Genomic DNA, 23,374 nt, shown 5'->3' with positions numbered 1-23,374 from the left:
CGATTCGCGGCAACGCAGTCAACCGAGGCAACGCAGTCAGCTGCCTGACCCCGTCAGCCGGCGGGACCCGCTCGTGCTACAGCGGTGGCGGAGCCGAGCACGAATGGGGACGGTCCCATGAACACCTCGGTGGACACGACGACATCCCAGTCCTCGACGCGGCACTCACTGACCTCAACCTGCATTCGCTGCGCGAGCAAAGCCGCGGTACTACAGGCTGATTCTTCCCCACCGACTAGCGACTGCGCCGCCGCGAGCGCTGCCAGGTCGGCGGCAGCCTGAGCACGATGTCGCGCCGCGACGGCCCCACCGAGGTGGAGCAGGACGGCGGTCACCGCGACGAGGCCGGTCAGCGCGAAGCAAGCGAACACCGTCGCGCCGCCGGACTCGTCCCGGAGGAACTTTGTCACCCGTACCCCGCCTCGGGTTCGCGGGCAGCGACTGTCTCCGCCGACAATCGAACCAACGGCAGCAACGGCACAGTTGCTCGGACGGTTACCACGACGAACGCGCCGTCCTGTCGCACCTCGATGTCCGAGTCGCGCGGCGCGACCCGTTCCGCGACGACGATCGCATCGGCGCGGTCACCGCGGGCAGCGAGACGGGCGGCCTCCCGGGCCGCGTCGATGCACCGCACTTGCGCGGCCGCCGCCGCGATCGCGCCGACACACAAGGCCACAACGGTCACTATCGACGCGATTGCGATCGCCGCCTCGACCGTGGTCGATCCGTCGTCGTTGCCCGCCCGAGGCCGACCACTCACACTGACGTGGCCAACGCCTTGTCGATGATTCCAGTGAGCGCGGAGACGATCGAATCCCCGGTCACGACGGTGTACAGGATCGCCCCGAACGCCGCCGCCGCGATGGTCCCGATCGCATACTCGGCGGTCGACATCCCGTCGTCGGCGGCCGCCGCAACGACGAGCCGGGACTGGATTTCTTGGAACTTCTTCGACCACATTACTTTTCCCCTCCATTCGGTTCCGGTACGGCTCTTCCGCACCGGCTTCCCCGTGCCGGTCACGGGAGTCCTCCCGCGAGTACCCCACCGGCGAGCCCGATCACCACCGGGACGATCCCCAGGCAGACGAACGCGGGTAGGAAGCACAGACCCAACGGGCCACTGATCAGCACGCCCGCCCGCTCGGACGCGGCTACCGCGCAGTCCTCGGCATCGGTGCGCTGCTGCGTCGCCAGTTCCTCGATCGCGCTCGACAGCGCCGCACCGGAGCGCGCAGAGCGCCGTGCCATCCGCGCCAACGCCTCCGTTGCCGGTTCGGTGGCCACGACATCCCACGCCGTCGAAGGATCGGCGCCGAGCGCCAGCAGATGGGCCGTTCGGCCCAGAGATTCCGACAGCGGCTGCGGCGCGAAGGCGGCGACAGCGGACGCGGACGCGGACATCGGAAGTCCCGCCTTCAGGCATGCCGCCAAGAGATCGAAGGTGCCGGCTACGGCCAGCGGATCCGCGGTCTCCGAGGCAGTATCGGTCTCCGGCGGTCGGTCGGAGGTCGAGATCGCCGACCCTCGAAGACGTCGGTGCGCCTTCGTCGAGACGGGAGCCACGAGCGCCGACCCGGCGACAAGTATCAGGGACAACCACATCACGCCACCACGCTGTCGACTATGCGGTCGGTCCACCACAGTCCGCTCGCCACCAGGACCGTGCCGATCACGAGCAACACTTGGCCGAGGTCACTTCCGAGCAACACTCGAACCGGCGCCGCGCCCATCATCTGTCCCAGACCAACTCCTAGCACCGGAAGGGCCGCCAGGACAGCGGCTGTCGCACGTGCTCCCGCCAGCCCTGCTTCTGCGCGCGTACGGAACCGGACGCGGCCCACGAGGTCCGAACGCGCAGCGTGCAAGAGCTCGGCCAGCGCGAGGCCGTGTTTCTCGGCTACCGCCCACGCGTTCGCGATTCGCCGCAAGTCGTCGTCGACGCCGCCGTCGTTCGCCGAGAACCCGCTCGCTGCCGAACCCCCGAGTCGTGCTCGGGCGGCTGCACAGCGGAACGCCTCGGCGGCAGCACCATCACAGTCGGCCGCCGCGGTTTCGCACGCGACGGCCGGGTGCGCTCCCACTCGCAGTTCTGCGATGACTACGTCCAGCCCGGTGAGCACCCAGCGACGTTCCCGATCCCGACGCTCGGATACAAGCCGCCGCCGATGGCGCCGACGGGCGGTAGCCGCCGCGATCGCGGTCGCAACAGCCGGGCCCACCGCGCCCACTGCCGCGAGCGGCACGCACGCGGGGAACATGAGGTCGAACGGTGACATTCCACGACGCAGTGCCCACCGTTTCCCGCGAGCAACCAGGCCCCGCCGGGACACCGCATGGGGCCTGGTTGCTCGTAGTCGGGCGCGCGCACCGCGCTTGGGCGCCACCAGGAGGGCGGACGCCAGGAAGAGCAGGACCGCGGTCACCGCACGATCCTTCGGTCCAGCAAGTCACGCAATATCCGGAGCGCGGGACCGGGGCCCGCTTCGCTGGTCCAAGCGGGAACAATATCCACCACACCTGTGGAATCACGTTCGAGGACTCCGATCTCCACCAAGCCACGGCGGCCGGACGAATCGCGGCGCACGTGCAGGACCGCCTGTACGGCGGCTGCGAGTTGACTGTGCAGCGCACGACGATCCATGCCACCCAGCGCAGCGAGAGCCTCGAGTCTGGCCGGAACCTCTCTGGGCGAGTTCGCATGCACCGTCCCGGCGCCGCCATCGTGCCCGGTATTGAGCGCGGCGAGGAGGTCGACTACCTCGGCTCCACGCACCTCCCCGACGACGATGCGGTCCGGACGCATCCTCAAGGACTGCCGGACCAGGTCCCGCACCGTCACCTCACCGACTCCTTCGACGTTGGGCGCACGCGCCACGAGTCGCACGACGTGAGGATGGGAGGGAACCAACTCGGCGGCATCCTCGACGCAGACGATCCGTTCTGCCGGATCGACCCGACCAAGCATTGCCGCGAGCATCGTCGTCTTTCCTGCGCCGGTTCCGCCGGTCACGAGGAAGGCGATCCTTGCTCGGACGATCTCCTCGAGCAGATCCCTTGCGTCGGGAGGGATCGCACCGCGACCCACGAGGTCATCGAGTTCATCCGTCGCGGGCCGAAGAACCCTCAGCGACACGCACGTTCCATCCTCAGCGACCGGTGCCAGAACCGCGTGAAGCCGAATTCCTAAGTTGCCGTGCGTGATTCCATCGAGGCGACCGTCCACCCAGGGTTGTGCGTCGTCGAGACGCCGACCCGCGGACAGCGCCAGACGCTGGGCGAGTCGCCGCACCGCGGCCTCGTCGGGGAACGAAACCGCCGTGCGTTCGAGTCCGGCACCACGGTCGATCCACACCGCGTCGGGTGCGGTGACGAGGACGTCAGCGACGCCTGGGACACCGAGCAACGGCTCGAGCGGTCCCGCTCCGATGAGTTCGGTCTGCAGGGTCCGCAACGCGGTGAGGAGGTCTGTGTCACCGAGGACCCCACCCGATTCAGCGCGGATCGCCGATGCGACCGTTGCAGGGGTGAGTTCACCTTCCGTGAGCGCGAGCCGCTCGCGTACCCGCTCGAGGAGATCCGGCGAGGCGATGGTGCTCAAGCCGGCCTCCGTCCACGGTGCGGTCGGGCGGTGAGCACATCGAGGACCGCTCTGGCACCAACCGCGAGCGGTGACCGCCTACCGAGATCGAGCCCTCCGTGCTCGAGCATCGTGTCGATCCTCGGCTCCGGGCGCATGGACGCGAGCAGCGGGACCTGAAGGCTCTCGGCCAGGTCGCCGCTCCGCAGCCCACCCGGCGCGGGTCCGCGAATCACGATTCCCAGGTTGGGGTTTCGCTCGGAGATCCGGGCCAGCACACGCTCGGCCGCCAATCCGCCTCGGACTGTTGCGGGAAGTACCACGACGACGAGGTCGGCACCGTCCAGCAGGCTCTCTCCAACCGCGGTGAGGTTTCGGGGAACATCGCAGACCACCACACCTCCCGCAGACCGACCGGACTCGACGACAGCGGTCGCTGCCGCCGGAGCCGGTCCACTGGGCTCGCCGCTCCCGCGACCACACGCGAGCACGCTGAGCCCCTTCCCGTGCGACGGCAACGCCGCTCGCAAGGCGTCGGCGAATACACGCCCACCTTCGACGGCCAGGCCCGGCCACCTCAAGCCGTGCTTCCCTTCTATGCCCAGGAGCACGTCCAGCCCGCCGCCGAGCGGATCCGCGTCGACCAGCAGGGTCCACCGAGCACGACTCTCGTCGCCGGCAGCGCGCGCCGACGCCTCGGCAGAGAGCCGGGCAGATTCCATGGCAATAGCGGCCGCCAGACTCGAGGCTCCCGCTCCGCCGCAGCCACCGACAACAGCGACCACGGCACCATCGGCCGAGCTTCGGGTTCGACGTTCGCCGAATGCTGCCACCAAAGTCGCCTCGTCGTCGGGAATCCCGAGCACGCGATCGGCCCCGACCACCGTCGCCGACTGCCAGTCCGCAAGGGTGGGCGCACCGTCGCACACGAGGACAACCCGATCTCGGCGCGGCAGTCGTGCGGCACACTCACGTGCAGCGTCTGCGTCCAGCACCACGAGGTCGGCCGAGGCCCAGTCGATCCTCCCGACCGACGTCGAAGCCTCGACGAATGTTTGGTCGGTTGCTGCCGCGATCGATCGGAGGCACTCGACGACGTTGTTCGCCTTCACCACGCCCAAGACTCCGAGCCCGTCGGAGCGGTCGATGTTCATGCCGTCAGCGTGCGGCCCGGAACTGCAGCGCGGAACCCGCGACGGACGAATGTGGACAGATTCGAACCCTGTGAATGAATTTCTGTACAGCCGTACCAATTTGAGGGCACGATGGTGGTCCGAACACCTGGAGACGACGTCGGCGGCGCCAGCCGCTCGGTGAAGACGGGAGGCCGAGCAGGACCCGAGCGGGTCTGCGTTTTGGGCCGGAAAGGAGACGACCCCCGCCAGGGGGGGAGGAGGCGGGGGTCGTCGGAGTTCAGCCCCGGGGGGTCGGGCTGAACACGCCTGGACCGCGTCCAGGTAAAAGGGATACTACACCTACATCGGGGACCAATTGCAAGTACATCCACCGACCCTCCTGCGCTCCCCCTGGAGTCCGGAACGTCGGATCTCCCGACTTGCGCGCGGTGCGCCACGAACGCGCCCCGCTCCCCTATCCTTTCTCCTGTGACCGGGCATCCGAGCGCACAGACCGAACGCGGCCGCGTTGCCGCGTTCTTTGATCTGGACAAGACCGTCATCGCAAAGTCCAGCGTCCTCGCCTTCAGCAAGCCGTTCTTCGCACAAGGCCTCATCACCCGCCGGTCGGTACTGCAGAGCACCTACGCACAGTTTCTGTTCCTCCTTTCAGGCGCCGACCACGATCAGATGGAGCGGATGCGCGCCCATCTGACCCGCATGACGGCGGGTTGGGACGTCCAGCAGATCCGCACCATCGTCGCCGAGACGCTGCACGACATCGTCGAGCCTCTGATCTATGCCGAAGCCACTGACCTCATCGCCGACCACAAGGCCCGCGGGCACGACGTCGTGATCGTGTCGGCTTCCGGCGAAGAGGTGGTCTCGCCCATCGCCGGAGCCCTCGGTGCCACACACAGCACTGCCACCCGGATGGTGATTGAGGACGGCAGGTACACCGGCGACCTCGAGTTCTACTGCTACGGCAAGGGCAAGGTCGAGGCCATGCAGGAGCTCGCCGAGAGCCAGGGGTACGACCTCGCCCACTGCTACGCGTATTCGGACTCGGTGACCGATCTACCGATGCTCGAGGCCGTCGGGCATCCCACCGCGGTCAATCCGGACCGAGCCCTGCGCCGTGCCGCATCCGAGAACGGTTGGCCCATACTGTCTTTCTCGAACCCGGTGTCGCTTCGTGCCCGACTCCAGACGCAGTCCCGCACGACCGTCGCGGCGGCCGCAGCGGTGATGTCGGGCGCCGCGGTGGCGGGCGCCTTCACTTACGGCCGGCGCCGTCGAAAACGCTGAACGCGCGTCTGCCACAAAGGAAAATTGCCACTTGAAGTGGCTTGGAGCACAGGGTACAAAGGAGTTACGGAAGCCCGGAAAGACAGGATCGCTCCGGAAGAGAAGGGCCGATCCCCCCGCACGGACTTCCCAGCACGGACACCAGGAACCCACGCAGAGCACAAGCCACTATAAGGGCAGAAGCGTTGTGGGCTTGCGTGACTCGAATGATGACGGCAAGGACTCCGCACTGGTTGCGGAGACGAACCGGCACCGCACGAGCCTACGCCGAGGCCGTTGACACACAACCCACCTTGCACGCTTGGTAACCTGGCAGTCCGTGCTAGCGGGTGGCGACATCGGTCACGGTCGGTGCACCACCCGCTTCGTATGTGCGTGGCCCGTGAACCGGTGTTCAATCCCGGCAGTATCAACTCGCGGCAGCGTCGGCGATCGACATCGCCTCGCGGGCGCCCGCTTCCAAGGCGCCGCAGCACAGGATCACCCAACTTCCCACGCCTTCCGGCGTTCCCGCCGCGAATCCCTCGAGTCCGTCACGGTAGGCGGGGATGCGACGCATCCAACTCACCTCCGGCACGCCGAGATTGTGCGGGTCGAGCCCCGTCGACGTGGCAACCAGTCGGGATGCAGCTCGAGCGACGATCCCGTCGGCCACCCCGAACGGCTGCAAAGCGAGCAGTTCTCCGTGAACGACGGCAGCGAGTACGGGTGCCGGCGCCTTCGTGCCACCCGTGACGAGTTGCGAGAGCATGTCCAGTCGCTCGCCGACACCGCGATCGGCCCGCGGTCGGCCCAGCGTCGCCTGGTCGGTGACGAGATCGGCCGCGGCGAGCAGGTGGAGCCGGGCGAGCACCTGGAGCGGCGCCCGCTCCCAGGTCGGGAGGATGACTGTCAGCGCCTCACCGTCGAGAGCCTGCGCCACGCGCAGGGCCCCGGACAGCACAGGATCACCGACGGTGCCGGGAGTCGGCAGTTCCATTGAGCCGCCGTCGATCGAGGCCGACGCGCGTGCCGCGCGGACCGATGCCTCGGTGGCCGTCTGCGGCCACCCTCGACGGTTGGCCTTGTGCCGATGAACCTCGCCGAGTGCGTCGCGCGCGCGATCCGCCGCGTCGAGAACACCGGGCAGATCCAACAGCGGCCGCAGGGGATCAGTTACGGGAACACTCACGGCCCAGACGCTACCCGCCGCCGGTCACCCACCCGACCGCCGCGACCGGCTCAGCGTCGCCGACCGCCGCGACCGGCTCAGTGTCGCCGACCGCCGCGACCGGCTCAGTGTCGCCGACCGCGCGGTATGGCATCCAGCAGACGACGCGTGTGCTCGTGACGCGGCTTGCCGAATACCTCCTCCGCATCGGCGGACTCCACCACCCGGCCGCCGTGCATCACCACTACCTGGTCAGCGATCCTCCGCACGACCGCCAAGTCATGGCTGATGAAGACGTAGGTCAGCCCGAGGTCGCGCTGCAACTCGTCGAGCAGTCGGAGGATCTGATCCTGAACGACGACGTCGAGCGCGGACACCGCCTCATCGCACACGACGAGGTCGGGTCCGAGTGCGAGGGCCCGCGCGATCGCGACCCGCTGGCGCTGTCCTCCGGACAGTTCGGCCGGGAATCGCCGCGCGACGTCAGTCGACAAGGCGACCCTGTCGAGCAGTTCGCGGACCCGCTCGGCGCGCTCGCGGCGGCCGCCGACACGGTGCACGCGCAGCGGTTCCTCGACGATCCGCTGCACCGAGTAGGTGGGGTCCAGACTGCCGTACGGATTCTGGAAGACCGCCTGGACCCGACGCCGAAACCTCCTCTCCCCGCGTCCGAGGGTTGCGATATCGGCGCCGTCGAACACGACCGACCCGGAGTCCGGCGGCAGCAGACCCAGGATCATCCTGGCGACGGTCGACTTACCCGATCCTGACTCCCCGACGATCGCGGTGGTCGTGCCCCGAAGGACGGAGAACGAGACATCGTCGACGGCTGTGACGTCGACGTGCCGACCGATCTTGGTTCCGCGCCGTCGGAACACCTTGCGCAGACCGTCGACGGCCAGCAGCGGCTGGGCGCTCGGCGCGGGGGTGGGTCGCGGTCGGGATCGAACCGCCGACAGCGGCGACACCGCAGCCACGAGTCGGCGCGTGTACGGATCCTCCGGGTCGGTGAGAATCTGCTCCGCGGGACCGGACTCGACCACCCGCCCCTGGTGCATGACGACGGCATGCTCCGCACGTTCTGCCGCCACGCCCAAGTCGTGAGTGACGAGCAGGACCGCTGTGCCCAGCTCGCCCGTCAGGTGAGCGAGATGATCGAGCACACGCTGCTGCACCGTCACGTCGAGCGCAGACGTCGGCTCGTCCGCGATGAGCAGACGCGGTCGTGCTGCGAGCCCGATCGCGATGAGGACCCGCTGACGCATGCCGCCCGAGAACTCGTGCGGGTAGTGCGTGGACCGGTCCGCGGCGCCGGCGAGCCCGGCCTCCTCGAGTAGTTCGTCGGAGCGCCTGCGGGCAGCGCGCCCCTTGGCGATCCCGTTGGCTTCCAGAGCTTCCCGAACCTGGAAGCCAACCGTCCATACTGGGTTGAGGTTGGTCGCGGGATCCTGCGGCACGAATCCGATCCCACTGCCCCGGATCCGGACGAACTCCCGTTCCGTCGCGCCGACGAGATCCGCGTCCCCGAACTTGATCCGCCCGCCGGTGATCCGGCCGTCCCCCGGCAGCAGACCGATGATCGCATGCGCAAGCGTGGACTTGCCGGAGCCGGACTCCCCGACGACCGCGACCGTCTGTCCCGGCCGTATCGCCAGGTGGACGTCTTGCACCGCACGCACCTCGGCCGCACCCGACCCGTACGAGACGTCGAGTCCGTCGACCGAGAGCAGCGGGCCCGTCATCTTCGCCTCGCAGTGGTCGGGTCGAGCGCGTCTCGCAGGGCGTCGCCGAGGAGGACGAAGCCCAGCACCGTGATCGCGAGCGCGCCCGCGGGATAGAACAGAATCATCGATCCGCTCCGCAGCGTGACCTGAGCGGTGCTGATATCGCCGCCCCATGAGACCGTCGTGGGGGGCAATCCGATCCCGAGAAACGACAGCGTCGCCTCGGCGACGATGAACGTGCCGAGCGACATCGTGGCCATGACGATGATGGGTGCGAGCGCGTTCGGCAGCACGTGCCGCACCAGGATCGACGGATGTGACATCCCGACGACCCGGGCGGCGAGGACGTAGTCGTTCGACTTGGCCGACATGACGGATCCGCGTGCGATTCTCGCCATCTGCGGCCAGCCGAACAGCGCCAGCACCGAGACCACCGTCCAAATGGTGCGTTCGGCGAACAGCTGCATCAGCACGATCGCCGCGAGGATGAACGGGATGGCGAAGAAGATGTCGGTGACGCGGGAGAGGAGTGAATCGGCCCACCCCCCGAAGTAGCCGGCCAACGAACCGAACACCACACCGATCACGAGCACCGCCGCAGTCGCGCACACCCCCACCGTGATCGACGGCCGCGCCCCGTACACCGTCCGCGCAAAGACATCACAACCCTGACGGTCGAACCCGAACCAGTGCCCCGACCTTGGAGGCGCGAGGCTGTCGGAGATGTTGCAGTAGCGTGGATCCAGATCGGTGAACATCCTCGGGAACAGCGCCGCCACGGCGACCACCAGCAGGATCGCGACGGCCACCCAGAACATCGGACGCCGACGCAGCCGCCCCCACGCCGACGACCACATCCCTTGTGCCCGAACCACATCAGCCATAGCGGATCCTCGGATCGAGGGCGGCGTACAACAGGTCGACGAGTAGATTCGCGACCAGGTACACAACCACGAGGACGCTGACGAAGGAGACGACAGTGGGCGCCTCACCACGGATGATGGCTTGGTAGATCGTGCCCCCCACCCCATTGATATTGAAGATGCCCTCGGTGACCACCGCTCCGCCCATCAACGTGGCGAGGTCGACCCCGAGGAACGTGACGACCGGGATCAGCGAGTTGCGCAGCACGTGCACCCCCACGACTCTCGGTCGGGACAGCCCCTTCGCGGACGCGGTGCGGACATGGTCTGCCGTCAGCGTCGCAGCGACGGAAGTGCGGGTCAGGCGAAGGACGTACGCGAACGATACCGAGGCGAGCACGAAGGCCGGCAACAGCAGTCTGGCGAAGCTCGTGTCCGCGCCCACCGTGGGTGGGGCAAGCCCCCAACGGATTCCGATGAAGAACTGGGCGAGGAATCCGATCACGAAAACCGGAACCGCAATCAGGACCAGGCTCACGATCAACACCGTCGAGTCGAAGATCCCGCCCCGGCGTAGCCCCGCGATCAGACCCGCCCCGACTCCCAGTACCGTCTCGATCGCCACGGCCATCACCGCGAGCTTGAGTGTGATCGGAAATGCCTGCGCCAGAACCTCACCGACCGGTCGTCCCGAGTACGACGTGCCGAAGTCGAGCGTCACGATCCCCTTCAGGTACTGGAAGTACTGCACCAGGAAGGGCTCGTCGAGGTGGTAGCGGGCCCGGAGTTGCTCGGTGACGGCCGGGGTCAGCGCCCGGTCACCAGCAAGCGCTGCGACGGGATCACCCGGCAGCAGAAAGACCAGCGCGTAGATCAGGAACGTGGCACCGAGGAACACCGGGATCATCTGCAGCACACGGCGGCCGGTGTATCGGAGCATGGGTCACTTCTTCTCGATCAGGTAGTACAGCGGCACCCCGTCCCAGCCGATCTGCACGTTCGTCACGTATTCGGACCAACCGCCGGTCGCATTGCGGTTCCAGTTCGGAACCGCCGGCAGATCGCGCAGCAGGATCTCCTGTGCCCTGTCGATCAGCTGCTGGGACTCGACGGGGTCCGTGGCCCCGGCGGACGCCCTCAGCAGACGGTCGAACTCGGGGTTCGAGTACCCGCCATCGTTGGAGCTGCCTCCCGTCTGGAAGTTCTGCGCGAGGAATCCGTACTGCTGCGGGTAGTCGGCCTGCCATCCCGAGCGGAACGCCGTCTGTATCGTCCGCTCGGTCACCTCGGTCCGCAGCTGGGCGAACGTCGGATACGGTGCGCCGCGCGCGTCGATGCCGAGCGTGTTGCGGATGCTGTTGCTCACCGCGTCCACCCAGTCCTGGTGCCCGCCATCGGAGTTGTAGGCGAGCTGGAACGTGCCCGACCACGGTGCGATTTGGTCGGCCTGCGCCCACAATGCCCGTGCCCGGTCGGCTGCGAAGTCGAGGACGTCGGATCCGGGCAGGTCGGGCGTCCAGCCCTCGACAGCAGGAGAGGTGAAGTCCCGAGCCGGGGTCCGAGTGCTCGCGAACAGTCGCTCGGTGATCTGCTGGCGATCGATCGCCAACGAGATCGCCTGCCGACGCAGTCGCCCCTCTTCGCCGCCGAAGTGCGGCAGTCGCTCCGGGATCGTGAAGGTCTCGATCGTCGCGGAAGGCTGATTGACGGTGCGCCCCGGCAGATCCTTCTCGTATATGTCGAGCGCGCTGGACGGCACCCCGTCGAGCACGTCGAGATTGTTCGACAGCAGGTCGGTGTAAGCAGTGTCCAGGTTGCTGTAGAGCACGAACGTCACACCCTCGTTCTGTGCCGCCCGATTGCCTCGATAGCCCGGATTCGTCACCAGGTCGATCCGCACATTGTGTTGCCAGGCATCGTCGTTCGCCAACTGGTACGGGCCGTTTCCGATCGGGTGCTGTCCGAACGCAGCCATGTCCGCATACGCCGATTGCGGCAGCGGATAGTAGGCGGCAAAGCCCAGGCGCTTAGGAAACGCGGACTCCGGCTGCTTCAGCGTGATAGTGAAAGTGCGGTCGTCGACCACGCTCAGCCCCGACATCGTCTGCGCCGTCGGGTTGGCTGCCGCGACCTCGTCGTAGCCCGCTATCGGGTCGAAGAACGACGACTGCAGCTGCGCGTTGGTCGACAGCGCACCGTAGTTCCACGCGTCGACGAACGACTTTGCGGTGACAGGGGTTCCGTCGGTGAACGTCCAGCCGTCCTCGAGCGTCACGGTGTAGTGCTGCCCGTCCGAGGTCTCGATGGACTCGGCCACCTCGTTCTCGGTGCTGCCGTCGGCGGTGTAGTAGACGAGGCCCGCGAAGAGTGCATCGAGCACACGGCCACCGGTGTTCTCGCTCGTGTCGGTCGGAATCAGCGGGTTCTGCGGTTCACCGCTCCACGCGTAGACGATTCCCGTGCCCGACGTCGTACCGCTGGTGCACGCCGCGAGCATCGACACGAACACGAGCACCACCACGGCGGTCGCAGCGCGCGCGATACCCCACCGAACAGCCACGACCCACCTCCCGACTTGCCGGATGGTGCTAGCGACGATAGACACACCCGAAGCCCGCCGCGTGGGTCCTGGACTCCCGGCTCGGATCGGCACCTTTTCGAGTCCCGTTCGCAACATGAAGCACACCACGCCCAACGGCCACTCCCGGGAGCGTATACTGCGGCGTCCGCCATCTGTGACTACGCTCACACGTGCCACGAATGTCTATTTTGACCGGAAAGAAGGCAGCCGAATGACGAGCAGTGCTTCCGACGCCCTCGAGGTGTACCCGCCCAGCGCGGAGTTCGCGGCCGCAGCGAACGCAGGCCCCGAACTGCAGACCGAGGCCGACAGCGACCGCCTAGCCTTCTGGGACGCCCAGGCCCGACGCCTGGACTGGGCGACGCCGTGGACCGAGGTCCTCGACTGGTCGGACGCTCCCGTCGCGAAGTGGTTCGTCGGCGGCAGCCTCAACGTCGCGTACAACTGCGTCGACCGGCACGTAGTCGCCGGCAACGGCGACCGTGTCGCAATCCACTTCGAGGGAGAGCCGGGCGACAGCCGCGACATCACCTACAGCGAGCTCCTCGCCGAAGTGAGCCGTGCGGCAAACACTTTCACCGACCTCGGCCTGGTCTCCGGGGATCGGGTCGCGATCTACATGCCGATGATCCCCGAAGCGATCGTCACGATGCTCGCCTGTGCCCGACTCGGCCTGACCCACTCGGTCGTGTTCGCCGGATTCTCCGCGACCGCACTGCGCTCGCGCATCGACGACGCCCAGGCCAAGCTCGTCGTCACCGTCGACGGGCAGTGGCGCCGAGGCCAGGCCGCCCCGCTCAAGCCCGCCGTCGACGAGGCCTTGGCCGGCAACGCGGCGGACGCCGGCGCCGGTTCCGTCCAGAACGTGCTGGTCGTCAAGCGAACCGGCACCGATATCGCCCTCACCGATGGCCGGGATCTGTGGTGGCACGACACCGTGGAGAAGGCGTCGGCGGAACATCAGGCACAGCCGTTCGACGCCGAACATCCGCTGTTCATCCTGTACACCTCGGGCACCACCGGCAAGCCCAAGGGGATCATCCACACGTCCGGCGGCTACCTGACGCAGGCGTCCTACACGCACCACAACGTGTTCGACCACAAGCCGGGGCACGACATCTACTGGTGCACTGCCGACATCGGCTGGGTGACCGGGCACAGCTACATCGTCTACGGGCCGCTGTCGAACGGCGTGACGCAGGTTGTGTACGAGGGCACTCCCAATTCCCCCGACGAGCATCGCCACTTCCAGATCATCGAGAAGTACGGCGTCACTATCTACTACACGGCGCCGACGCTGGTGCGCACGTTCATGAAATGGGGCCGCGAGATCCCGGATGCGCACGACCTGTCCTCTATCCGCCTCCTCGGCTCGGTGGGCGAGCCCATCAACCCGGAGGCCTGGCGCTGGTACCGGAATGTCATCGGCGGCGGCGGGGTTCCGATCGTGGACACGTGGTGGCAGACGGAGACCGGCGCGATCATGATCTCGCCGCTGCCCGGTGTCACCGCAACCAAGCCCGGCTCGGCAATGGCCCCGCTGCCGGGTATCTCCGCGAAGATCGTCGACGACGACGGCCACGAACTCGGCGCCGGCGGCAGCGGGTACCTGGTCCTCGACCAGCCGTGGCCGTCGATGCTGCGTGGGATCTGGGGCGACATGGCCCGCTACCGGGACACCTACTGGTCCCGGTACGCAGAAGCGGGCTGGTACTTCGCCGGTGACGGCGCCAAGTACGACGAGGACGGCGCCCTGTGGGTCCTCGGCCGAGTCGACGACGTCATGAACGTCTCCGGGCACCGCATCTCCACGTCCGAGGTGGAGTCGGCACTGGTCGGGCATCCCGCGATCGCGGAGGCTGCCGTCGTCGGAGCGGCAGACGAGACCACCGGCCAGGGGATCGTGGCCTTCGTGATCCTGCGCGAAGGCATGGAAAACACTGGCGAACAACTCGTATCGGAGTTGAGCACTCAGGTGTCCACCGAGATCTCCCCGATCGCCAAGCCGCGGCAGATCACGGTCGTGCCCGAGCTCCCGAAGACTCGCTCCGGCAAGATCATGCGCCGTCTGCTGCGCGACGTCGCAGAGGGCCGCGACCTCGGCGACACCTCAACGCTCGTTGATCCGAAGGTGTTCGACGCGATCCGCGGTCGCTAGAGACGCCCACTCGACACAGGGGCGGCAACCAGAGCAGAAAAACGTAGCCGGGAACGAACGGGTGCCTGCATGCCTTCCGGGGCAGCAGGCCACCCGTTGCTGCACGTTCTCCCGGCCCGCCACACGTGCCGACATCCCTGCCCCTCCCGGTATCCCTTCTGTACCGAATCTGCAGGTCAATGCCTAGAGACCGCGCTCAGGCGTACCGTGTCCGATGGAGACGGAAAGAGGGTCATCGATGGCGCATGCCGTGCGAGGCAAAGTCGGCAACCTACCTCAGGATCTAACCAGTTTTGTCGGTCGGCGACGTGAGGTGACGGAGGCGAGACGGCTACTCGCCTCGTCCCGTCTGGTGACGCTCACCGGCATCGCCGGCGTCGGTAAGACCCGCCTCGCGCTCCGCGTGGCCACCGACGCGCAGCGGGCCTTCGATGACGGTGTCTGGCTGGTCGAATTCGGTGAGCGGCGTGAACCACAACTGGTCCCCGAAAGGGTCGCGGCAGCTCTCGGTCTGCGGGAGCAATCGGCCGTCCCGACCATGCAGTTCCTCACCGACTACATGTCGACACGGAACACACTGCTCATCCTCGACAACTGCGAGCACCTGATCGACGCCATCGCCAAGCTCGCCGAAACCCTGCTCCGCGCGAGCCCCGAGTTGCGAATCCTTGCGACTAGTCGCGAGCCCCTCGCGATCGGCGGCGAAGCCGTTCTGCGTGTGCCTCCACTAACCTTCCCCACGTCCGAAGAAGCGACGAAACCCCGTGCGCTGGCCCAGTACGAGGCGGTCAATCTGTTCACCGAGCGCGCCGCGGCGGCGGTCCCCGGGTTCGAGCTGAACGAGAGCAATCGAGATCAGGTGGTCGCGATCTGCTCCGAACTCGACGGGCTCCCACTGTCCATCGAACTCGCGGCAGCCCGACTACGGGCCATGTCGATCGACCAGATCCTGGAGTTGCTCACGGACCGCTTCCGTCTCCTGACGGGGGGCAGCCGCGCCGCACCCGACCGTCAGCAGACACTGAGGATGAGCATCGACTGGAGCCACGATCTGTGCACGCCGACCGAACAGCAGATGTGGCGACGGCTGTCGATTTTCTCGCACGGATTCGAGCTCGATGCCGCAGAGGCGATCGCCGCCCCTGACCTGACCCCGACCTACCTGCTCGACGTCGTCGCTGCCCTGGTCGACAAATCGATTCTCATCCGCGAGGAACACGACGGCATCGTGCGGTATCGACTGCTCAAGACCCTGCGCGACTACGGGCGCCAACGCCTCCACGAAGCCGGTGAGTACGCGAACCTTCGTAGACAACACCGGGACTGGTACCAGGACCTGGTGTGGAAGGCCGATCACGAGTGGATCGGACCTAATCAGACGGCGTGGATCGGACGCATCGACCGCGAACGGCCCAATCTGCATGACGCGCTCGAGTACTGCATGACGGAACCGGGTGAGGCCGAGGACGGGTTGCGCATTGCCTATTCGATGTACCGGTTCTGGGGCTCCCGCGGCCTCCTCAACGAGGGGCGCTTGTGGCTCGACCGCACACTCGCCGCGCAGGGCGGAGAACCGACCGCCGATCGCGTGAAGGCGTTGTTCGCCGCGATCAGCCTCGCTGCGAACCAGGGCGACGTCGCTGCCGGAAAGGTACTGGTCGCCGAGGCGTACGAGATCGCGGCCCGACTCGAGGATTCCGAGATCGAGGTCGTCGTTGCCCTCGCAGACGCGATTCTGGCGCTCTTCAGCGGTGAAACGCAGAAGACGATGCAGCTGAGCCACAAGATCCTCGACACCGTCCGAGCCGGTCCGGATCGCCCACTTCACATCCAGACACTTCTCGCTCTGACGATGGGCGCGGCCGTCCTGGGCGAACGTCGCGAGGCCGTCGAGTACTCCGACGAGGTCATCGCCATCACCACTGAATGTGGTGAGTCGATCTACCGGTCGTACGCTCTGAGCTTCCGCGGCCTTGCACTGTGGCGCGACGACCCTGAAGATACGGTGCCGTTGTTCAGGCAGGCGCTTCAGCTCAGCGAAGGTGTCGATGACCTCCTCGGAGTGGCCATCGGTACCGAAGGACTGGCGTGGACGACCACCCTGCAGCACGAGTACTGGCGCGCCGCCGTCCTCCTCGGCGCGGCCGAATCTCTCTGGCTGGCTGTCGGATACGAGAGCATGGGCATCAAGAAGCTGCATTCGAATCGCGGCGAGTCGCGCACTCAACTCCTTCGCGCTCTCGGCCCTCGAACTTTCGAGTCTGCGGTGCATCTGGGAGCTGGGCTCGCGCTGAGCGAGATCGTCACCTTCGCCGTGGAGGACCGTCTTCCGGAGGAGTCGTCGGCCGAGCGCTCCTCGACCGACCTGACGCCCCGCGAGCAAGAGGTCGCCGAGCTGGTGGCACGGGGCATGACGAACAAGGCGATCGCCGACCAACTCGTCATTTCGCAGCGCACCGCTCAGGGCCACGTCGAGCACATCCTCGCGAAACTGGCGTTCAATTCGCGGACTCAGATCGCTGCCTGGGTGATCGAACAGGGCAAAGCCGCCCGCAACGATGCCGTCTGAGCTGGGATTTCACCGGCCTGTGTAGGTACCTGGATCGAAGACAGGTATCTGCACCGGTAGTTCTACCGTCGTGTGATGGCGCCGTGGTTGGAAGTGTGTGAGTTCGAACACCAACGATTCACCACCAACGATTCACGCAGTGGAGGTCTCCTGATGCACGCTCAGCTTCAACGCCCAGGCACCACCATCCAGGACGACTTCACGATCGGCCGCTGCGACTGCTGCAAGACGCTCCTCTCCCCTGACGCGGCAGTCTGCTCGTCCTGCCACAGCGCCGAGATCAGCCGGACGAGTACCGGCGGGAACGGATCGATCGTCTCGTGGACCGTGGTCGAAGTCTTCGCCAGCCGGACGTCCAACGATTGCGTCCCGCACACGATCGCGATCGTCGCACTCGACGAAGGTCCGTGGACGTACGCGTGGATCGCCGGCGCGCCCGATGCGAACGGGAAGGCACCAATCCGCGTCCGTTACCACCACATGATCCCTGGCGAGCCCTACCCGATGTTCGTGCTGCAGCAGACCCGCTGAGCGTCGGACACTCTCCAACCCCATATCCACTCTCCAACCCCAGATCGAGGTCGCGTCGGACCCTGCCGAGCGATTCACCCCTGCCCCGCCGTCGCCCTCCGCCGCGGTCTCGACCTCTCCACCTTTCACCTCCCCGGTTCACCTTCCCGGTTCACCTTTCCCAAGCCGCCTACCTGGGCGTCGAACTGAACGTTTCGTACGCTTCGCCAGCGGCCGGGGACGCCCCGACTGAACGGTCGCAAAGGTCGCGCTAAGATTCCATACGGTGTGCCGGGAAGCCTGGTCGGCGCCGATCAGTCATACCCAAATCCCAGGTGAGAGGCCATTCTTGATTCCCGCCACACGTTCTGAGCTCGCCCGTTTCCTTCGCACCGAGACCGTTGGCGGATCCGTACTCCTCATTGCCGCCGCCATCGCCGTGGTGTGGGCGAACTCACCGTTGGTGGATTCCTACACATCGCTGCGCGACTGGCAGGTCGGCCCCAGCGAGATCGGCCCCATTCCCCTCCACTTGGATCTCAGCCTCGGTACCTGGGCGAAAGACGGTCTGCTGGCGGTCTTCTTCTTCGTCGCCGGTCTCGAACTCAAGCGTGAGCTCGTCGTCGGCGAGCTTGCCGACCGCAAGAAGGCGCTGCTGCCGATCATCGCCGCCCTCGGCGGCGTCCTGGTGCCGGCGGTCATCGCGGCCGTGGTCGGTGCCGGCGCCCCGGGCATGAACCAGGGCGGCTGGGCGATTCCGGTCGCCACCGATATCGCTTTCGCGCTGGGCGTCCTCGCGTTGACCGGATCCCGAGTACCCGCGAGCGCACGAGTCTTCCTGCTCAGCCTCGCTGTGGTCGACGACCTGCTCGCCATCATCCTGATCGCGGTGCTGTTCACGGCGTCGATCGCGATGCTGTGGCTCCTGACCGCTGCTGCGTGCCTGCTCGTCTACTGGTTCGCGCAGCAGCGGCGCATCACGACCCCGTTCCTCTATGTCCCCCTCGCCCTGCTGACCTGGTACAGCGTCCACGAGGCCGGTGTTCACGCCACGCTGGCGGGTGTCGCGTTGGGCCTGCTCACCCGTGTACGCACGGATCCGGGCGAGCAGGAAGCGCCGGCAACCCGGCTCGAGCACCGCATCCAACCCTGGTCCGCCGGGTTCTGTGTGCCGATGTTCGCGCTGTTCGCGTCGGGTGTCCCGATCAACGGGCAGGTTCTCGGCGAACTGTTCACCAATCGGATCTCGCTCGCGATCATCCTTGGCCTGCTCGTCGGCAAGACCGTCGGCATCTTCGGGATCTCGTGGTTGGCCATCCGTCTCGGCATCGCCACCAAGCCGCGCCTGCTCGGGTTCCGCGACATGTTCGCGCTGTCGATGCTCGGCGCGATCGGGTTCACCGTTAGCCTTCTGGTAGCCGATCTTGCTCTCGCGGGTGTCGGCGACGGCAGCGAAGCGGAGATCGCGAAGGCCGCGGTGCTCATAACATCGTTGGCTGCGTCACTGATCGGATCGGCGTTACTGTTACGGCGCGGACGGGTCCATCAGGCCCGCGCCGCTGCCACCGATTCGTGAGAGCACTCGCTTATCGGGGTATCAGCGCGCCAAGAGAACCTGGAGGGGTCGAGAAGTGAGTTTCACCAACGGCAACGGAGCCGCAGGAGACAGCAATCGGTTCACCGGGGACGGAGTCCCGACGACGGTTTCCTCGATTCCGCTCACAGACCTCCACGATCCGCAGACTGCGTCCATCGGCACCCTCGTGCGCGATGCGACCGCGCAGATCTCGACGCTGTTCCGCGCCGAGGTCGAACTTGCGAAGGCTGAGGTCACCAGAGAGGCGAAGAAGGGCCTGCAAGGCAGCGCGTTCCTCGTCCTGGCGCTCGCCGTGCTCACCTTCAGCGCATTCTTCTTCTTTTTCTTCCTCGCAGAGCTGCTCAGCGTGTGGCTCGATCGGTGGGCCTCGTTCCTGATCGTGTTCGCGCTGATGCTCGTCGTCACCGGTGTCCTCGCGCTGCTCGGCTACGCCCGGTTCCGCAGACTGCACGCCCCGAACAAGACGATCAACTCGCTCAAGCAGACCGCGACGGTTCTCCCCGGACAGCGTCCGGACGCCACCTCGCCGGCAGGCACGGGAGAGGCCACCGCCGGTTGAAGCCCCGGTTTAAGCCCCGGTGGCTCGTCCCGTGACGCAACCCGACCCGTCCACGGTCCGCTACGACGGACCGTGGACGCATCGTGACATCCACGCGAACGGCATCCGCATCCACGTCTCGGAGGCCGGCCCGTCGCGACCCGACGCCCCCCTGGTCGTCCTGCTGCACGGCTTCGCCGATCTCTGGTGGTCCTGGCGCCACCAACTTCCCGCCCTCGCCGACGCGGGGTTCCGGACGGTAGCCGTCGACTTGCGCGGGTACGGCGACACCGACACCCCGCCTCGCGGCTACGACGGCTGGACGCTCGCCGGCGACATCGCCGGGCTGATCCGCGCGATGGGTCACTCGAACGCGGCCCTGATCGGGCACGCCGACGGCGGCCTCGTATGTTGGGCGACAGCACTGCTACACCCACGGCTGGTGAAGTCGATCGGGCTGATCAGTTCACCGCACCCGATTGCGCTCAAGCAATCCGTCCTCCGGGACCATCGGCAGCGCCAGGCGCTTCTCCCGACCTTCCTCGAATACCAGCTGCCGTGGCGGCCGGAGCGACGACTTGTCCGCGACAACGGCGCCGAGGTCGAACGCCTCCTGCGGGCTCGGTCCGGGCCTGGATGGCCGCGGTCCGACGAGTACCGTGAGGTCGCCGCCCGGCTGCGGTCGGCGATCCAGATCCCGCGGGTTGCGCATTCCGCGCTCGAGTACCAGCGCTGGGCGTTCCGCAGCCAGTTCCGCCCCGAGGGCCACCGTTTCATGGCGGCGATGGATCGTCGACTCGAGATCCCGGTGCTGCAGATCCATGGCGACCTGGACCCCTACGTTCTGGCCGGAACGGTCGAGCGGTCGACCGCGCACGCGCCCGGACAACAGCTGCACCGGATCGCCGATGTCGGCCACTTCGCGCACCAGGAGTCGCCCGACCAGGTCACCGCCGAACTGATCCGGTTCGCGTCGGCGTCCCGCTGACCGCGCGGCCGGCAGCCCGACGGCGGTGCCGTCCTACGTCGAGGCGCTGGGCGTCAGACGATGCACACCCCGGTGCCCACCGGGGCGCTCGACTGCTCGGCCTGGTCGAGCTGCTTGGACACTTCGTCCGCGGTGAGCGCGAATCCGGTGTCGCTGTTGTCTACAGCGGCCCCGAACACCACACCGAGGACATCGCCCTGCTCGTCAACCAGCGGGCCCCCCGAGTTGCCCTGTTGCACCAGGCCGCGCACCGTGTACACCTCGCGCTCGACCGTGCCGGACCGGTAAATGTCCGGGCCCTGGAGGTCGAGAACCTCTCGAATGCGCACGGCGCTGGCCGTGTACGGGCCGCCACCCGGGTAACCGAGGACGATCGCGTTGTCCCCCGTGTCGGCATGCCCCGAAGCGAAGGCGAGCGGCGGCGCAGTGAGGCCCGGTACGTCGAGCACTGCTACGTCGACGGCCGGATCGAATACCACGACGCGGGCGTCCAGCGGCCCCGCGGCGGTATCGACGATGACTCTGGAGGTGCCGGCCACGACGTGCGCGTTGGTCATCACGAGCTGCGGGCCGACGACGAAGCCCGAACCTTCGAGCGCCTTCTCGCAGCTGGGCGCAGACCCTCGGATCCGGAGCACGCTCGGGTGCAGCTGCTGCGCGATCGGACTGGCGAGCACCGTGGCGTCGGGCGGCTCGACGTTCGTGATGGGGGTACGACCGAACGGGCCGATTACATCGGGCAGGCCCGATGTGTCGAGCAAGGCCGAGAACTCGCTGGGCACCCGGCGTAGCCAGTCGGGGGCGACATCGTCCACGGTGCTGAGCACCTTGGAACCGCGCACCGCCGTCGCGACGTTGGGCTGTGCGGACGAAGTGAGCGGTATCGCGAGAAGCCATGCAATGACCAGCACCGCGACGAACTGCAGACCTGCGCCCACCGTGCTGTCCGCGCCCCGGGCGACGGGACTGTGCATACCGCCGCGGGCCGCACGCCCAAGCACCATGCCCGCCGCTTCGCCGATCACCACCAGTACGACGATCAGCGCGATGCCCGCGAGCAACCGCAGCCGCCCTTCGTCGACATGGACGAGCACGTGCGGCGCGATGAGGATGCCGGCCACCGCACCGAGCACGACGCCGAGGAACGCGAGCGCCGACGCCACCGCGCCCTGCCGCCACCCCGAGGAGGCAGCCAGCAACGCCACGAGGATTACCGCCAGGTCGATCCAACCGGATCCACTCAAAGCTCCCCCAATCCTCGCGCCGCGCGGTGCCCGAAATCGCTGGTCAGTTCGCTCTCCTCCACGCCGGTCTCAACCCGGGTGAGCGTTACGTCGAGGTCCCGGACATCGCGGTGGTCCCATTCGATTTCCCAGCCGGACACCGCCAGCAGGCCCGCAATCACACCCGCGGTGAACCCCCACACAAGCATCCCGTCCACCTCGAATGCCGGGCCCTGAAAACCGGCGCGATGCCGGATCTGGAACCGATTGTCGGGGTCGATCAGCTCGCGCAGAGGCACCCGCACGACGCGTTCGGCCTCCGCGGCATCGACGACGCGGACGGGGCTGGGATCGCGCCAGTAGGCGAGGACCGGGGTGACGTCGAACCCGGATGGCGGAATGAAGATCTCGGGCAGCATCGCGAGCGGCTGGACACCGTCGCGGACGAGTCCGGTCTCCTCCTCCGCCTCGCGGAGCGCAGTGTCGACGGGGCTCTCGTCCTCAGGGTCGGCGGCGCCGCCGGGGAAGGCGATCTGGCCGCTGTGCTGCCGCATCGTCGACGCTCGCTGCGTCAGTAAGACATCGGCATCAGCAGGAAGTCCACCGACGGCGAGCGGATCAGACTCCGGAGACCCGCCGAACAACACCAGCACGGCGGCTGGCCGCGCTTGGGCGTCTTCCGGGGAATGGCGGTTGAGGACGGGGTTGACGCGGTTCGGATCCGCGGGCAGTGTGCGCGTCATCGCGCGCAGCCACTCCGGTGCGGCGTCCGGGTTCAACGGGGGATGAGGGTGGAAGCTCATGCGGCGACACCGAGATGCTGCTCGACGGCCTGGGCGATCTCGTCGACGCTGCGGAACTGCTGCGGGAGGATCTTCGCGATCGTGCCGTCCGGGCGGATCAGTACCGTTACCGGCAGCACGGGCGGAGCCCCGACGGCCGCCTGCACCCGCGCCGATCCGTCCTGCACACCCGGCAGATGGACGTCGACGTCGGCGAGAAAGCGGAGCCCGTTGGCTTCGTTGGAATCGGTGTGCACCGTCAGAACGGTAGCCGCGTCCCCGACCCGATCCGAGTACTGCTGGAGGTATGGCAGTTCTTCACGGCACGGAGCGCACCAGTAGGCCCAGATGTTCAGCAGCGCAGGCTTACCGGCGAGCGCTGCCCCGAGGTCGACGCGACTGCCGTCACCGATGCACTCGAGCGTGATGCCCTCGAGTACCGAGCCGGCCGGGGCCGGGCCGGCCGGTGTGGGGCACTCCGCCAGTGCCGCGTCCGCGCGCAGCGGGGCGAGTGCCTCTGCGGTATCGGCGTCTCGGCGCTCCAATTGCGAAGTCGAACGGTTCGCTCCGGGGTAGGCCGCAACCCCTCCGTCGCTGTCGTTGTCCCGTGGCCAGATGGCGACGATCAGCGCAACGACCACCACGAGCGCGACCAAACTCCACCGCGCTGCACCCGAAATACGCAT

Annotated in this window: 22 protein-coding genes; 7 read left to right on the top strand and 15 right to left on the bottom strand. The window is 67.3% G+C overall.

The window, feature by feature from the left end; translation table 11 throughout:
• Positions 1 to 53: 53 nt before the first annotated feature.
• From EF834_RS16680 to ssd, 7 genes are read right to left on the bottom strand one after another with little or no spacing between them, the layout of a single operon-like run.
• Entirely contained in the window at positions 54 to 410 is a 357-nt protein-coding gene (locus EF834_RS16680; RefSeq protein WP_127948328.1) for an Rv3654c family TadE-like protein, read from the bottom strand.
• Positions 407 to 763 (bottom strand): TadE family type IV pilus minor pilin, encoded by a 357-nt coding sequence (locus EF834_RS16675; protein ID WP_127948327.1) that lies wholly within the window; start codon positions 761 to 763, stop codon positions 407 to 409. The genes EF834_RS16680 and EF834_RS16675 overlap by 4 nt, the downstream gene beginning before the upstream one ends.
• Entirely contained in the window at positions 760 to 963 is a 204-nt protein-coding gene (locus tag EF834_RS16670) for a DUF4244 domain-containing protein (RefSeq protein WP_127948326.1), read from the bottom strand. Before EF834_RS16670 ends, EF834_RS16675 begins: the two co-directional genes overlap by 4 nt.
• Before the next feature lie 59 nt (positions 964 to 1,022).
• Positions 1,023 to 1,610, bottom strand: coding sequence for a type II secretion system F family protein (locus EF834_RS16665; protein ID WP_408014528.1), 588 nt, complete (start codon positions 1,608 to 1,610; stop codon positions 1,023 to 1,025).
• Positions 1,607 to 2,428 (bottom strand): type II secretion system F family protein, encoded by an 822-nt coding sequence (locus tag EF834_RS16660; RefSeq protein ID WP_164874163.1) that lies wholly within the window; start codon positions 2,426 to 2,428, stop codon positions 1,607 to 1,609. The genes EF834_RS16665 and EF834_RS16660 overlap by 4 nt, the downstream gene beginning before the upstream one ends.
• Positions 2,425 to 3,603, bottom strand: coding sequence for a TadA family conjugal transfer-associated ATPase (locus EF834_RS16655; RefSeq protein WP_127948324.1), 1,179 nt, complete (start codon positions 3,601 to 3,603; stop codon positions 2,425 to 2,427). Before EF834_RS16655 ends, EF834_RS16660 begins: the two co-directional genes overlap by 4 nt.
• Positions 3,600 to 4,736: a septum site-determining protein Ssd gene (gene ssd / locus EF834_RS16650; protein WP_127948323.1), complete on the bottom strand. Its 1,137-nt coding sequence runs from the start codon at positions 4,734 to 4,736 to the stop codon at positions 3,600 to 3,602. Before ssd ends, EF834_RS16655 begins: the two co-directional genes overlap by 4 nt.
• 450 nt (positions 4,737 to 5,186) lie before the next feature.
• Here ssd and EF834_RS16645 point away from each other — a divergent pair, with 450 nt between their 5' ends.
• Complete coding sequence (locus EF834_RS16645) at positions 5,187 to 6,005, top strand: HAD family hydrolase (protein ID WP_127948322.1); 819 nt, start codon at positions 5,187 to 5,189, stop codon at positions 6,003 to 6,005.
• A gap of 409 nt (positions 6,006 to 6,414) precedes the next feature.
• Here the strand turns inward: EF834_RS16645 and EF834_RS16640 are convergent, their stop codons facing one another.
• The 5 genes from EF834_RS16640 to EF834_RS16620 form a co-directional block, all read right to left on the bottom strand.
• On the bottom strand, positions 6,415 to 7,176 hold the full coding sequence (locus EF834_RS16640) for a Fic family protein (protein ID WP_127948321.1): 762 nt from the start codon (positions 7,174 to 7,176) through the stop codon (positions 6,415 to 6,417).
• A 104-nt stretch (positions 7,177 to 7,280) separates the two neighbouring features.
• The gene (locus EF834_RS16635) at positions 7,281 to 8,897 is read right to left on the bottom strand and encodes a dipeptide ABC transporter ATP-binding protein (RefSeq protein ID WP_127948320.1); all 1,617 of its coding nucleotides are present in this window, start codon (positions 8,895 to 8,897) and stop codon (positions 7,281 to 7,283) included.
• A complete protein-coding gene (locus EF834_RS16630) occupies positions 8,894 to 9,736 on the bottom strand; it encodes an ABC transporter permease (RefSeq protein WP_127948371.1) in 843 nt (280 codons plus the stop codon). The genes EF834_RS16635 and EF834_RS16630 overlap by 4 nt, the downstream gene beginning before the upstream one ends.
• A 19-nt stretch (positions 9,737 to 9,755) precedes the next feature.
• Positions 9,756 to 10,682, bottom strand: a complete 927-nt coding sequence (locus tag EF834_RS16625) for an ABC transporter permease (RefSeq protein WP_127948319.1) — start codon at positions 10,680 to 10,682, stop codon at positions 9,756 to 9,758.
• 3 nt (positions 10,683 to 10,685) lie between these two features.
• Complete coding sequence (locus EF834_RS16620; RefSeq protein ID WP_127948370.1) at positions 10,686 to 12,239, bottom strand: peptide ABC transporter substrate-binding protein; 1,554 nt, start codon at positions 12,237 to 12,239, stop codon at positions 10,686 to 10,688.
• Between the two features lie 295 nt (positions 12,240 to 12,534).
• Here EF834_RS16620 and acs point away from each other — a divergent pair, with 295 nt between their 5' ends.
• The 6 genes from acs (at position 12,535) to EF834_RS16590 (ending at position 20,683) form a co-directional block, all read left to right on the top strand.
• Positions 12,535 to 14,481, top strand: coding sequence for an acetate--CoA ligase (gene acs, locus EF834_RS16615; protein WP_127948318.1), 1,947 nt, complete (start codon positions 12,535 to 12,537; stop codon positions 14,479 to 14,481).
• A 313-nt stretch (positions 14,482 to 14,794) separates the two neighbouring features.
• A complete protein-coding gene (locus EF834_RS16610) occupies positions 14,795 to 17,050 on the top strand; it encodes an ATP-binding protein (protein WP_235871266.1) in 2,256 nt (751 codons plus the stop codon).
• 153 nt (positions 17,051 to 17,203) lie between these two features.
• Positions 17,204 to 17,581, top strand: a complete 378-nt coding sequence (locus tag EF834_RS16605) for a Zn-ribbon domain-containing OB-fold protein (protein ID WP_127948316.1) — start codon at positions 17,204 to 17,206, stop codon at positions 17,579 to 17,581.
• A gap of 328 nt (positions 17,582 to 17,909) precedes the next feature.
• Positions 17,910 to 19,136 (top strand): Na+/H+ antiporter NhaA, encoded by a 1,227-nt coding sequence (gene nhaA / locus EF834_RS16600; protein WP_127948315.1) that lies wholly within the window; start codon positions 17,910 to 17,912, stop codon positions 19,134 to 19,136.
• 55 nt (positions 19,137 to 19,191) lie between these two features.
• The gene (locus EF834_RS16595; RefSeq protein WP_127948314.1) at positions 19,192 to 19,716 is read left to right on the top strand and encodes a phage holin family protein; all 525 of its coding nucleotides are present in this window, start codon (positions 19,192 to 19,194) and stop codon (positions 19,714 to 19,716) included.
• Between the two features lie 31 nt (positions 19,717 to 19,747).
• Positions 19,748 to 20,683 carry an alpha/beta fold hydrolase gene (locus EF834_RS16590; protein ID WP_127948313.1) on the top strand — a complete coding sequence of 312 codons (936 nt, stop codon included), beginning with the start codon at positions 19,748 to 19,750 and terminating at the stop codon, positions 20,681 to 20,683.
• A gap of 53 nt (positions 20,684 to 20,736) precedes the next feature.
• Here the strand turns inward: EF834_RS16590 and EF834_RS16585 are convergent, their stop codons facing one another.
• The 3 genes from EF834_RS16585 to EF834_RS16575 are packed head-to-tail and all read right to left on the bottom strand — an operon-like array spanning position 20,737 to position 23,374.
• On the bottom strand, positions 20,737 to 21,927 hold the full coding sequence (locus tag EF834_RS16585; RefSeq protein WP_127948312.1) for a MarP family serine protease: 1,191 nt from the start codon (positions 21,925 to 21,927) through the stop codon (positions 20,737 to 20,739).
• Positions 21,924 to 22,709, bottom strand: a complete 786-nt coding sequence (locus EF834_RS16580) for an NUDIX hydrolase (RefSeq protein ID WP_127948311.1) — start codon at positions 22,707 to 22,709, stop codon at positions 21,924 to 21,926. Before EF834_RS16580 ends, EF834_RS16585 begins: the two co-directional genes overlap by 4 nt.
• On the bottom strand, positions 22,706 to 23,374 hold the full coding sequence (locus EF834_RS16575; protein ID WP_127948310.1) for a TlpA family protein disulfide reductase: 669 nt from the start codon (positions 23,372 to 23,374) through the stop codon (positions 22,706 to 22,708). The genes EF834_RS16580 and EF834_RS16575 overlap by 4 nt, the downstream gene beginning before the upstream one ends.

The organism is Rhodococcus spongiicola, assembly GCF_004011835.1.
Lineage (GTDB): Bacteria > Actinomycetota > Actinomycetes > Mycobacteriales > Mycobacteriaceae > Prescottella > Prescottella spongiicola.
This window is presented reverse-complemented; position numbering and strand designations above follow the sequence as displayed.

Coding starts and splice junctions, on each gene's coding strand:
- EF834_RS16670 (WP_127948326.1), bottom strand. CDS start 963: ATGTGGTCGAAGAAGTTCCAAGAAATCCAGTCCCGGCTCGTCGTTGCG.
- ssd (WP_127948323.1), bottom strand. CDS start 4,736: ATGAACATCGACCGCTCCGACGGGCTCGGAGTCTTGGGCGTGGTGAAG.
- EF834_RS16635 (WP_127948320.1), bottom strand. CDS start 8,897: ATGACGGGCCCGCTGCTCTCGGTCGACGGACTCGACGTCTCGTACGGG.
- EF834_RS16630 (WP_127948371.1), bottom strand. CDS start 9,736: ATGTGGTCGTCGGCGTGGGGGCGGCTGCGTCGGCGTCCGATGTTCTGG.
- EF834_RS16625 (WP_127948319.1), bottom strand. CDS start 10,682: ATGCTCCGATACACCGGCCGCCGTGTGCTGCAGATGATCCCGGTGTTC.
- EF834_RS16620 (WP_127948370.1), bottom strand. CDS start 12,239: ATGCTCGCGGCGTGCACCAGCGGTACGACGTCGGGCACGGGAATCGTC.
- acs (WP_127948318.1), top strand. CDS start 12,535: ATGACGAGCAGTGCTTCCGACGCCCTCGAGGTGTACCCGCCCAGCGCG.
- EF834_RS16605 (WP_127948316.1), top strand. CDS start 17,204: ATGCACGCTCAGCTTCAACGCCCAGGCACCACCATCCAGGACGACTTC.
- EF834_RS16580 (WP_127948311.1), bottom strand. CDS start 22,709: ATGAGCTTCCACCCTCATCCCCCGTTGAACCCGGACGCCGCACCGGAG.
- EF834_RS16575 (WP_127948310.1), bottom strand. CDS start 23,374: ATGCGTATTTCGGGTGCAGCGCGGTGGAGTTTGGTCGCGCTCGTGGTG.